The organism is Vibrio rotiferianus CAIM 577 = LMG 21460, from assembly GCF_002741985.1.
Classification (GTDB): Bacteria; Pseudomonadota; Gammaproteobacteria; order Enterobacterales; family Vibrionaceae; genus Vibrio; species Vibrio rotiferianus.
The window spans coordinates 1-12,238 of record NZ_APHW01000001.1 but is presented as its reverse complement, the minus strand read 5'-3'; the positions used below and the strand labels follow the sequence as shown (position 1 = coordinate 12,238).

General features: G+C 45.6%; 8 protein-coding genes, 2 tRNA genes and 2 rRNA genes. 6 read left to right on the top strand and 6 right to left on the bottom strand.

All coding sequences use genetic code 11. The annotated features are described in order from the left end of the window. Nucleotides 1-288: 288 nt before the first annotated feature. On the top strand, nucleotides 289-702 hold the full coding sequence (locus B853_RS00060; protein WP_010444846.1) for a c-type cytochrome: 414 nt from the start codon (nucleotides 289-291) through the stop codon (nucleotides 700-702). Nucleotides 703-774: 72 nt separating this feature from the next. Here B853_RS00060 and rep read toward each other — a convergent pair whose 3' ends face one another. Further along, the gene (gene rep, locus B853_RS00055) at nucleotides 775-2,790 is read right to left on the bottom strand and encodes a DNA helicase Rep (RefSeq protein ID WP_038887249.1); all 2,016 of its coding nucleotides are present in this window, start codon (nucleotides 2,788-2,790) and stop codon (nucleotides 775-777) included. Nucleotides 2,791-2,960: 170 nt separating this feature from the next. On the opposite strand from rep, the gene B853_RS00050 reads away from it, so the two are divergent. The 4 genes from B853_RS00050 to ubiK all read left to right on the top strand — a co-directional run bounded on the left by B853_RS00050 (nucleotide 2,961) and on the right by ubiK (nucleotide 8,184). Further along, nucleotides 2,961-3,542, top strand: a complete 582-nt coding sequence (locus B853_RS00050) for a TetR/AcrR family transcriptional regulator (protein WP_010444841.1) — start codon at nucleotides 2,961-2,963, stop codon at nucleotides 3,540-3,542. Nucleotides 3,543-3,560: 18 nt separating this feature from the next. Beyond that, nucleotides 3,561-4,667: a multidrug efflux RND transporter periplasmic adaptor subunit VmeC gene (gene vmeC, locus B853_RS00045; protein ID WP_010444839.1), complete on the top strand. Its 1,107-nt coding sequence runs from the start codon at nucleotides 3,561-3,563 to the stop codon at nucleotides 4,665-4,667. 11 nt (nucleotides 4,668-4,678) lie between these two features. Beyond that, nucleotides 4,679-7,801 (top strand): multidrug efflux RND transporter permease subunit VmeD, encoded by a 3,123-nt coding sequence (gene vmeD / locus B853_RS00040; RefSeq protein ID WP_038887247.1) that lies wholly within the window; start codon nucleotides 4,679-4,681, stop codon nucleotides 7,799-7,801. Nucleotides 7,802-7,932: 131 nt separating this feature from the next. Next, the gene (ubiK, locus tag B853_RS00030) at nucleotides 7,933-8,184 is read left to right on the top strand and encodes a ubiquinone biosynthesis accessory factor UbiK (protein WP_005427244.1); all 252 of its coding nucleotides are present in this window, start codon (nucleotides 7,933-7,935) and stop codon (nucleotides 8,182-8,184) included. A 465-nt stretch (nucleotides 8,185-8,649) separates the two neighbouring features. On the opposite strand, the gene ilvC is transcribed toward ubiK, so the two are convergent. After that, nucleotides 8,650-10,134 (bottom strand): ketol-acid reductoisomerase, encoded by a 1,485-nt coding sequence (gene ilvC / locus B853_RS00025; protein ID WP_038887245.1) that lies wholly within the window; start codon nucleotides 10,132-10,134, stop codon nucleotides 8,650-8,652. A gap of 142 nt (nucleotides 10,135-10,276) precedes the next feature. On the opposite strand from ilvC, the gene ilvY reads away from it, so the two are divergent. After that, nucleotides 10,277-11,167 carry an HTH-type transcriptional activator IlvY gene (gene ilvY / locus B853_RS00020; RefSeq protein WP_038887244.1) on the top strand — a complete coding sequence of 297 codons (891 nt, stop codon included), beginning with the start codon at nucleotides 10,277-10,279 and terminating at the stop codon, nucleotides 11,165-11,167. A 205-nt stretch (nucleotides 11,168-11,372) separates the two neighbouring features. Here ilvY and B853_RS00015 read toward each other — a convergent pair. The 4 genes from B853_RS00015 to B853_RS26150 form a co-directional block, all read right to left on the bottom strand. After that, nucleotides 11,373-11,449, bottom strand: a tRNA-Trp gene (locus tag B853_RS00015). Nucleotides 11,450-11,517: 68 nt separating this feature from the next. After that, nucleotides 11,518-11,594, bottom strand: a tRNA-Asp gene (locus B853_RS00010). Between the two features lie 32 nt (nucleotides 11,595-11,626). Further along, nucleotides 11,627-11,743 (bottom strand): 5S ribosomal RNA (rrf, locus tag B853_RS00005). Nucleotides 11,744-11,830: 87 nt separating this feature from the next. Further along, nucleotides 11,831-12,238: ribosomal RNA gene (locus B853_RS26150) — 23S ribosomal RNA — on the bottom strand; the annotation flags it as partial.

The following is a 12,238-nucleotide window of genomic DNA, read 5'->3' as shown; positions in this document are numbered from 1 at the left end:
GTTTGGTCTCTTTTTCGACAGTTATCTGCCTTTAAAGTGAATTTTTGATGTGATTCACGCCCTGTCATGGATAACTTGTTGTTTATTGCAACAACTTATCGGGATATAATCACCCATTATTTACATTGATTTAACAGTCGCAACCAGATTGTTCAATCACTTTAGACTGTTAGAGATGGTATTCTGCATAGTATTCAAGCCATGCATCGAAACTTTCTCTAACCGCGCTAAATACTCTAACTATATAAATAGGTAAGTCACTTACCTTTGGAATGTGAAGTGGGTTTAATGGATATGTCTCGACGAATGATTAGCGTTTTGTTCGCTGCCTTAACTTTTTCTACGGCAGCTTTAGCTTCTGACATCAGCCAAACTGAATACGATGCGATCGCAGAACGCATCAAGCCTGTCGGTGATGTTTATCTTGCAGGTGCAGAACCAGTAAAAGCAGAACCAACTGGTCCCCGCGACGGCGCGTCAGTTTATGGTACTTTCTGTATTGCTTGTCACGCATCTGGCGTAAACGGCGCACCGAAGACTGGTGATGCTGGAGATTGGGCGCCGCGTATTGCACAAGGCAAAGACGTGTTGAACAACCACGCAATCCAAGGCTTCAATGCAATGCCTGCAAAAGGCACGTGTATGGATTGTTCTGATGACGAAATCATCGCGGCAATCGACCACATGATTGAAGGTCTATAATAAAGACATCAACGAAAAAGGCTTGCCACTTGGCAAGCCTTTTTGTTTTAAGCAAGTTAGAACAACGTTGTTCTACTTCTTAAACATAGCTCGAATATTGGCGATGTGTGCTTGGCCCTTTGCCATGCGTTCTTCTGCCGACACTGGCTTCTTGTTTGCTTCCCATTCAACATCATCAAATGGCAGTTCATCCAAGAAGCGGCTTTGAGTTGGTTTAAGCAGCTCACCAAACTGTCGACGCTCTTTACACATAGTAAAGGTAAGCTCACGCTGAGCTCGAGTGATGCCCACGTACATTAGTCGGCGTTCTTCTTCAACGTTGTCTTCATCAATACTGGTTTGATGCGGCAAGATACCCTCTTCCGAACCAATCAAGTAAACATAAGGAAATTCTAGACCTTTCGACGCGTGCAATGTCATTAGCTGAACGGCATCGCTGTCTTCGTCCTCCTCACCCCGCTCCATCATGTCACGCAGAGTAAGGCGTTGAACGACCTCTTTTAACGTTTTCTCTTCTTGGTCATAGTTGTCGCCTTCTAAATCCGCCACAATCCACGAGTAGAGATCAGAAACGTTCTTCATGCGCATTTCTGCCGCTTTCGGACTTGCTGAGGTTTCGTATAGCCAATCTTCATAATGAATATCACGCACAAGCGAACGCACCGCTTCGACCGTATCACCACGCTCTGCTTGATCAGCAATCGCCACCAACCATTGCGTGAAACGGCGCAGGTTTTCTAAGCCACGGCCAGTAAGGTGCTGCTCCAGTCCCATCTCAAAGCTGACTTCAAACAGGCTCTTACCACGCATATTGGCGTAGCTGCCTAGCTTCTCTAGTGTGACCGGACCGATTTCACGACGGGGCGTATTCACAATACGTAGAAATGCATTGTCATCATCTGGGTTCACCAACACGCGTAGGTAAGCCATGATGTCTTTGATTTCCGCACGAGCAAAGAAAGACGTGCCACCAGATAGCTTGTATGGCACACGGTTTTGCATCAGTGACTTTTCAATCAGACGTGACTGGTGGTTACCACGGTATAAAATCGCGTAGTCTTTATAATCGGTGCGGTTTAGGAACTTGTGCGCAATCAATTCACCCGTTACGCGTTCTGCTTCGTGCTCTTCATTCTTCGCCAGCAACACTTTGAGTTTTTCACCGTCAGGAATTTCCGAAAACAGTGATTTCTCATACACGTGAGGGTTGTTGGCAATCAAGATGTTTGCCGCACGCAGAATACGACTGGTCGAGCGGTAATTCTGCTCCAACTTAATCAAGCGCAAATTTGGATAATCTTCACCAAGCAATACTAAGTTTTGCGGTTTAGCACCACGCCATGAATAGATAGATTGGTCATCGTCGCCTACTACGGTCAAACGACCACGCTCGCCAACGATTAACTTCACCAAGTCATATTGGCTAGTGTTGGTATCTTGATATTCGTCCACCAATAGGTAACGAATGCGGTTCTGCCAACGTTGACGCACTTCTTCATTGTTACGTAGCAATTTCACTGGCAGAGAAATCAGGTCATCAAAGTCGAGCGCGTTGTACGCCTTCATCTGCTTCTGATACATTTCAAAACAGAACGCAAACAGCTGTTGTTGCTCACCTTGAGCCAACGCTTTGGCTTGCTCTGGTGTCAGCATGTCGTTCTTCCAGTTAGAGATACAACTTAGCAACTGACGCAGCAGATCTTTGTCGCCATCTAGCTGCTTTTCTGTCAGTTCTTTAAGAAGCGCAAGCTGGTCTTGATCATCAAACAGTGAGAAACCGGCTTTCAAGCCGAGATGTTTGTACTCACGCTTGATGATGTTAAGCCCCAAGGTGTGGAAGGTCGAGACCATCAGACCTTTCGACTCACTCTTACCCAACGTCTGGCCAACGCGCTCTTTCATTTCACGCGCCGCCTTATTAGTAAAGGTTACCGCAGCAATATTGCGAGCCTTATAGCCACACTGCTGAACCAAATAAGCAATTTTATTGGTAATTACACGAGTTTTACCCGAACCAGCCCCAGCAAGCACCAAGCATGGGCCTGATACGTACTTAACGGCTTCGTCTTGTCTAGGGTTCAGCTTCATAAAAATTCTCTGCGGGTGGAAATAGTGGCGCCTATGATAAAGGGGTGTCCTTGTGAAAGCTACGCTGATTTTCACGTAAATTTTACACGGATAGTTGCAACATTTTGTTGCATAAGTGACCAGTCTTTACGCTATAATGAATGAACGTTCATTCATTGGGTGGTGGGGTTATGACCAATAACACTACTGGAGATAAATACCAGCAAATCATTACAGCTGCTGAACGCTTAATCGCTGAGTCAGGTTTTCATGGTCTTTCCATGCAAAAACTTGCGACTGAAGCCGGTGTCGCTGCAGGCACGATTTACCGATATTTCTCAGATAAAGAACATCTTTTGGAAGAAGTTCGTCTTACTGTTACCAAACGTATTGCGGACGCCGTTCAAGCAGATGTGACTGACGATATGCCATTGAAAGAGCGTTACCGCACTATGTGGCTCAACATTTGGCACCTTGCTGGTTCAAACTTAGACACTTTAAGCAATCGTGTCCAATATGAATCACTGCCTTGTGCAAGTCGTGGAAATACTAGGGAACTTGAACGACAAATGTTTGCCCAAGTAGATCGTCTTTTTAATCAAGGCAAAGCGGAAGGGGTATTCAAACCTCTTGATAACGAAATTCTTTCAGGGTTGAGTTTCGAAGCTAGTGTTGCGCTTGCTAGAAAACATGCTTTGGGATTTTATCAGCTGGATGACGATGCGCTGGAAGCAGCCGTTGAAGCCAGCTGGGATGCAATTATTAAACACTAACTTGGAGTTCTTAATAGAATGAAAAAGTGGACTTTCTTTATGTTGCTTATCGCAATTCTACTATTCGGTAGCGTGATAGGTTTCAACTTATTCAAGCAACAGAAAATTGCTGAATACATGGCGAATCGTCCAGAGCCAGAATTTCCAGTAACCGTCACAGATGTAAAAGCGGTTGATTGGATTCCGGTGATCGAAGCGATTGGTTTTATCGAGCCGAACCAAGGTGTCACTGTTGCGAATGAAACCAGCGGTGTCATTGATAAGATTTCTTTCGATTCAGGCACTCAAGTTGAAGAAGGCCAACCTCTAGTACACCTAGATTCGGAGGTAGAAAAGGCTAACCTTAAGAGCTCTCAAGCAAAATTACCAGCAGCTCAAGCGAAGTACAAACGCTACCAAGGTCTTTTCAAGAAAGGCTCTATCTCTAAAGAAGCGTATGACGAAGCTGAAGCAAACTACTTCTCACTTAAAGCGGATATCGAGAGCCTGAAGGCAACCATCGACCGCCGTGAAATCAAAGCACCTTTTGCTGGTGTTGTTGGTATTCGTAACGTTTACCTTGGTCAGTACCTACAAGCAGGTACCGATATCGTACGCCTTGAAGACACTAGCGTCATGCGTCTGCGCTTCACTGTGCCGCAAACAGATATCTCTCGTATCACACTTGATCAAGAAGTGGATATCTTCGTTGATGCTTACCCAGACAGACCTTTCAAAGGTTCTATCTCGGCAATCGAACCTGCGGTTAACGTTCAAAGTGGTCTGATCCAAGTTCAAGCTGACATTCCAAACAGCGATGGCAAACTTCGCAGCGGTATGTTTGCGCGTGCAAACATTATTCTGCCTAAGTTAGAGAACCAAGTAACGCTACCGCAAACGGCTATCACGTTTACGCTTTACGGTGACAACGTGTACATCGTGACTGAAGAAGATGGTGAAAAACGCGTTAAACAACACGTAGTAAAAGTTGGCGAACGCACTAAAGACATCGCGCATATTCTAGAAGGCGTGAAACCAGGTGATGTGGTGGTAACTTCGGGGCAAATCCGTCTAAGTAACCATGCGAAAGTGACCATCGTTGAAGATTCGGCACTGACACCACCTGCTGAAACACCAATGCTTTAATTGGAGGCATCATGCGCTTTACTGATGTTTTTATTAAACGTCCAGTTTTAGCGGTATCGATCAGCTTTTTGATTGCGTTACTTGGTTTACAAGCCGTTTTCAAAATGCAGGTTCGTGAATACCCTGAAATGACAAACACGGTAGTTACAGTAACTACTAGCTATTACGGTGCTAGCGCCAACTTGATCCAAGGCTTTATTACCCAGCCTTTGGAGCAAGCGGTGGCTCAGGCCGATAATATCGACTACATGACTTCACAGTCGGTACTTGGTAAATCAACCATTACCGTCAACATGAAGTTGAACACCGATCCGAATGCAGCACTATCTGATATTCTGGCCAAAACCAACTCGGTTCGTTCACAGCTTCCAAAAGAAGCGGAAGATCCAACAGTAACCATGTCTACGGGTTCAACAACGGCGGTTTTGTATATTGGTTTCACTAGTGATGAGCTGTCTTCAAGCCAGATCACCGACTACCTTGAACGTGTAATCAACCCACAGCTATTCACGGTTAACGGTGTATCAAAAGTTGACCTATACGGTGGTATGAAATACGCATTACGCGTATGGCTAGATCCAGCGAAAATGGGTGCACTTAAGCTGACCGCAACAGATGTGATGGGCGTTCTAAATGCCAATAACTACCAATCAGCGACCGGTCAAGCAACAGGTGAATTCGTTCTTTACAACGGTAGTGCTGATACTCAGGTATCGAATGTTGCCGAGTTAGAAGCACTGGTTGTAAAAACGGGTGACGGTGACGTAATTCGTCTTGGCGATATTGCAAAAGTAACGCTAGAGAAGAGCCACGATGTTTACCGCGCAAGTGCAAACGGTCAGGAAGCGGTGGTTGCTGCGATTAACGCGGCACCAAGTGCTAACCCGATCAACATCGCTGCAGATGTGCTAGAGCTACTGCCTCAGTTAGAGCGTAACTTGCCAAGCAACATCAAAATGAACGTGATGTACGACTCTACTATCGCTATCAACGAATCAATTCACGAAGTTGTGAAAACTATTCTTGAAGCGGCGATCATCGTACTGGTGGTTATCACCCTATTCCTTGGTTCATTCCGAGCGGTAATTATCCCTATCGTTACTATCCCACTATCATTGATTGGTGTTGCGATGGTAATGCAGGCGATGGGCTTCTCGTGGAACTTGATGACACTTCTGGCAATGGTACTCGCCATCGGTCTGGTGGTGGATGATGCGATCGTGGTTCTTGAGAACGTCGACCGCCACATCAAGGAAGGGGAATCGCCGTTCCGCGCAGCCATCATCGGTACACGTGAGATTGCGGTACCAGTAATTGCAATGACGCTGACACTAGGTGCGGTATACGCACCGATCGCGCTAATGGGCGGTATCACAGGCTCACTATTTAAAGAGTTCGCGTTAACCCTAGCTGGTGCGGTATTTGTGTCTGGTATCATCGCTCTGACTCTGTCGCCGATGATGTGTTCAAAAATGCTTAAGGCAAATGAAGAGCCAAGCAAGTTTGAACAAAAAGTACATCACGTATTGGATGGCATGACCAACCGCTACGAGAAAATGCTGACCGCTGTTATGGCGCACCGCCCAGTGATCATCGCTTTCGCGATCATCGTATTCGCAACGCTCCCAATTCTGTTTAAGTTCATTCCAAGTGAATTAGCTCCTTCAGAAGATAAAGGCGTTGTCGTACTGATGGGTACTGCACCATCGAACGCGAACTTGGATTACATCCAAAATACCATGAATGACGTAAACAAGATTCTGTCTGATCAACCAGAAGTGGAATACGCTCAGGTGTTTAACGGTGTACCAAACTCTAACCAAGCGTTCGGTCTTGCGACTCTAAAACCTTGGAGTGAACGTGAGGCAAGCCAAGCAGAGATAACCAAACGCGTAGGTGGGCTAGTTTCTCAGGTGCCGGGTATGTCTGTTACTGCATTCCAGATGCCAGAACTTCCTGGTGCAGGTTCAGGTCTGCCTATTCAGTTCGTTATTACTACACCAAATAGCTTTGAAAGCTTGTTTACGATCGCAAGTGATATTCTAGCGAATGTGTCAACTAGCCCGATGTTTGTCTACTCGGACTTGGATCTAAACTACGATTCAGCAACGATGAAGATCAGCATTGATAAGGACAAAGCTGGCGCGTACGGCGTGACCATGCAAGATATTGGTGTAACGCTAAGCACTATGATGGCGGATGGTTACGTAAACCGTATCGACCTAAATGGTCGTTCTTATGAGGTAATCCCTCAGGTTGAACGTAAATGGCGTCTAAACCCAGAGTCAATGAAGAACTACTACGTACGTTCTGTTGATGGCAAAGCTGTGCCGCTTGGTAGCTTGATTACTATTGATGTGGTCGCAGAGCCTCGCTCTCTACCTCACTTCAACCAGTTGAACTCTGCTACAGTTGGTGCAGTACCATCACCGGGTGTTGCGATGGGTGATGCCATAAATTGGTTCGAAGATATCGCGCAGAGCAAGCTACCTGCAGGCTACAACCATGACTACATGGGTGAGGCTCGTCAGTTTGTAACGGAAGGTAGCGCACTATACGCCACATTTGGTTTGGCACTGGCAATCATCTTCTTGGTACTGGCGATTCAATTTGAATCTATCCGCGATCCAATTGTAATCATGGTATCGGTACCGCTAGCAGTATGTGGTGCATTGATTGCTCTGGCGTGGGGTACGGCCTCGATGAACATCTACTCGCAGGTTGGTTTGATTACTCTGGTTGGTCTGATTACCAAGCACGGTATCTTGATCTGTGAGGTAGCGAAAGAAGAGCAGTTACACAACAAACTGTCTCGTATCGATGCGGTAATGGAAGCGGCGAAAGTTCGTCTACGTCCGATCCTGATGACAACGGCGGCGATGATTGCAGGTCTGATCCCACTGATGTATGCAACGGGTGCAGGTGCGGCTCAGCGCTTCAGTATCGGTATCGTAATCGTTGCTGGTCTAGCAATCGGTACACTGTTTACGCTATTCGTACTTCCTGTGATTTACAGCTACCTAGCTGAGAAACACAAACCACTGCCAGTATTTGTTGAAGACAAAGACTTGGAAAAGCTAGCTCGAGTGGATGAAGCAAAAGCTGCTCATCGCGAATTAGCTGATAACAAGTAAGCATAAAGCACTAAGAAAAAGGTCACTTCGGTGACCTTTTTTATTACTGCTCTCTTTTTTGCCATCTAAATGGCGACTTTCCCGTATCATTTACATAGAATGTGGGCAAATCAAAAGGAGTTTTAGCCACTATGTTTGACCCAAAGAAATTAGAGCAAATCGCTAAACAAATTCACGAATCAATGCCACAGCCAGTAAAAGAACTAGGCGCGGATGTTGATCAAAAAGTTCGCCAAGTAATCCAAGGTCAGCTAAACAAGCTAGACGTAGTTAGCCGCGAGGAATTCGACGTACAAACTCAAGTTCTGCTGCGTACTCGTCAAAAGCTGACAGAAATGGAAAAGAAATTGGCAGAGCTTGAAGAAAAGCTAGCTGATAAATAAGCGAGAAGCGACAAGAAAATTCTAAGGGCTGATGTGAAAACGTCAGCCCTTTTTGCTTATTGGGATTCGGTTCCATTTTGTCTTTTTAGTAACAAATTCAGTCAACTCCTCCCAAATTAAGGCTTTGACCCAGAATCTCCGAAATACTCCTATAGATTTCCAAAGCCAAGCATTCCCGCATCTCGAAATCTCTCTCAAAAACAAAAAGGCTTGGTCAACGGAGACCAAGCCTTTTAATTAGATGTTGTGTTTTATTTTGTATTTATTGACCCCAGTCTATCTGGAGTTCTTCCTGCTTTGCTTTAATGCAATTATGCAATTATGCAGATTGTATATTCGAAGCTAAGAGCTTTAGTCCCTTAAACGAATTGCGCTGAATTAAGGTTTCATTTCTAGGAGAAGGCGCAGAGTTTACGATAGTAAATGAGCACCTTCGACACCGAAATGGAACCTTAAGGCAAGTAATTAGCCTCCTACCGCGATGTTCTTCATATCAGTCATGTAACCACGTAGCTCTTCACCAATGTACTCCACTGGGTGGTTACGGATAGCATCATTTACAGCGATAAGAGTCGCGTTATCTACTTGGTTAGAAGTTTCACCTAGACCCTTACCAATTACGTCAGTATTTACTGCTGGCATAAACTTCTCACGTAGAAGCGGTGTTGCTACGTTAGCGAACAGGTAGTTACCGTATTCCGCAGTGTCTGAGATAACCACGTTCATCTCGTATAGACGCTTACGTGCGATAGTGTTCGCAATCAGCGGTAGCTCGTGTAGAGACTCGTAGTAAGCAGACTCATCGATAATGCCAGATGCTGTCATTGCTTCGAACGCTAGCTCAACACCAGCACGAACCATAGCAACCATCAAGATACCGTTGTCGAAGTACTCTTGCTCAGAGATTTCTACGTCAGTTTCTGGGTAGTTTTCGAAAGCAGTTTCACCCGTTTCTGCACGCCAGCCTAGTAGGTTCACATCGTCGTTTGCCCAGTCAGCCATCATAGTGCTAGAGAAGTGACCTGTGATGATGTCATCCATGTGCTTGTTGTATAGCGGACGCATCAGCTCTTTTAGCTCTTCAGAAAGCTCAAATGCTTTCACTTTTGCAGGGTTAGTTAGGCGATCCATCATGTGAGTGATACCACCAAACTTCAGTGCTTCAGTGATGGTTTCCCAACCGTACTGAAGAAGCTTACCTGCGTAGCCAGGATCGATACCATCAGCAATCATCTTCTCGTAACATACGATAGAACCAGCCTGTAGCATGCCACAAAGGATAGTTTGCTCACCCATTAGGTCAGATTTCACCTCAGCAACAAAGGAAGACTCTAGACAGCCAGCACGGTGACCACCTGTTGCTGCAGCCCAAGCTTTCGCGATATCCCAACCTTCGCCTTTAGGGTCGTTCTCTGGGTGAACAGCGATAAGAGTCGGTACACCAAAACCACGTTTGTATTCTTCACGAACTTCCGTACCCGGACACTTAGGTGCAACCATTACTACCGTTAGGTCTTTACGGATTTGCATGCCTTCTTCAACAACATTGAAACCGTGTGAGTAACCTAGTGCTGCGCCTTCTTTCATTAGCGGCATTACTGTCTCAACAACGTTTGTGTGCTGCTTATCTGGAGTAAGGTTTACGACTAGGTCAGCTTGTGGAATTAGCGTTTCGTAGCTACCTACTTCAAAACCGTTGTCTTTTGCGTTTTTGAATGACTGGCGTTGCTCATCAATCGCGGCTTGGCGAAGCGCATAAGCAACGTCTAGACCAGAATCGCGCATGTTCAGACCTTGGTTAAGGCCTTGAGCACCACAACCTACGATGACCACTTTCTTACCTTTTAGGTAATCTGCTTCTGATGCGAATTCTTCGCGGTCCATAAAGCGACAACGACCAAGTTGGTCCAATTGCTCACGCAAGTTTAGGGTATTGAAATAGTTAGCCATCTGGGCGCTCCTTAACATTCTTCCATAGAGGTCGGTATTTGTGTTACCGAATGAGTTCATACTAAAACAGACATCCTGTTGCTGAAAGTGATATATTCACAATTACTTATTGCAATTAATGCAACATGGAAGTGAAGATTTAATGAACATCAAAAGCCTGCAATTATTCATTCATCTATGTGATAGTAAGAGCTTCGCTAAGACAGCAGCAGCAATGCATATAAGCCCTTCAGCACTGAGTCGACAGATCCAGAAACTAGAAGAAGAAACACACCAACAACTGTTCTTGCGTGACAATCGAAGCGTTGAATTAACGGTTCAAGGTAAGAAGCTATTACCTGTTGCCCTAAAGATCTTAGGTGAGTGGCAGCAATACCAAAGTTACGTCAAAGGAACAGAAGGCGAGTTAAAGGGGGAGATACGTTTATTTTGCTCGGTAACCGCCAGTTACAGCCACCTCCCAGAGCTTATTTCTGAATTCCGCCTACAGCACCCATTTATTGAATTCAAACTTTCTACTGGTGATCCAGCTCAAGCCATCGATAAGATATTAGCGGATGAAGCTGATATCGCTATCTCTGCTAAACCTGAACAACTTCCAGCAAAAATTGCATTCGAGCCGATCAGTGAAATTCCGCTATCTGTTATTGCTCCTCTCGGGGTCAGTAGCTTCGCTGAAGAACTCCAAAAGGAAAGCCCAGACTGGTCAACGATCCCCTTTATCTTGCCAGAAGCAGGCACCGCTAGGGAAAGAGCTAACGTGTGGTTTAAACAAATGAAGATTAAGCCGAATATCTATGCTCAAGTTTCAGGGCATGAAGCTATTGTCAGTATGGTAGCTCTAGGCTGTGGTGTTGGCATCGCACCTGATGTGGTAATCAACAACAGCCCCGTCAGAGAAAAGATAAATAGGCTTAAAGTACTTCCAATTAAGCCATTTGAACTCGGTGTCTGCTGTACTAAAAGTCAGTTAGAAAACCCATTAGTCAAAGCTCTTTGGGAGATAGCAGAAAGCAAATACATCTCCTTATAAGCCAAAGGCTTCTTATGAAGATTGCGAGTAGCTTTGGTCAGTGGTGAAAAATGATAAAAGTAGTTCAAGCAAAAGCAACGCCTAGCAAGAACAAGAAAGGCTCCAGTATTTCTGCTAGAGCCCTAAATATGGCAGGGGTAGATAAGTTGATAGTTTTTATTCAGACGTAAAAAAGCCCCAGCATTGCTGCTGAGGCTTTAGAAGATGGCAGGGGTGGAGAGATTCGAACTCCCAACACGCGGATTTGGAATCCGCTGCTCTGCCAATTGGAGCTACACCCCTGTAGAAACTACAGTTTATCACATTGTAGATTCAAAAAAACCTCGCATAAGCGAGGTCTTTGAAATAAGTGGCGGAGCGGACGGGACTCGAACCCGCGACCCCCGGCGTGACAGGCCGGTATTCTAACCAACTGAACTACCGCTCCGCACTGGTTAGACATTTAAGTCTAAATTTAAAGCCTGGCGATGTCCTACTCTCACATGGGGAAGCCCCACACTACCATCGGCGCTAATTCGTTTCACTTCTGAGTTCGGAATGGAAATCAGGTGGGTCCAAATCGCTATGGTCGCCAAGCAAATTCTTTAATTCGGAAAGCTGTTTTCAGTTCTTAACACATTCAATGTTCTTACATTGAGTCCATCAAAACCCCTTGGGTGTTGTATGGTTAAGCCTCACGGGCAATTAGTACAGGTTAGCTCAACGCCTCACAACGCTTACACACCCTGCCTATCAACGTTCTAGTCTCGAACAACCCTTTAGGATACTTAAAGTATCAGGGAAGACTCATCTCAGGGCTCGCTTCCCGCTTAGATGCTTTCAGCGGTTATCGATTCCGAACTTAGCTACCGGGCAATGCGTCTGGCGACACAACCCGAACACCAGAGGTTCGTCCACTCCGGTCCTCTCGTACTAGGAGCAGCCCCCTTCAATCTTCCAACGCCCACGGCAGATAGGGACCGAACTGTCTCACGACGTTCTAAACCCAGCTCGCGTACCACTTTAAATGGCGAACAGCCATACCCTTGGGACCGACTTCAGCCCCAGGATGTGATGAGCCGACATCGACGG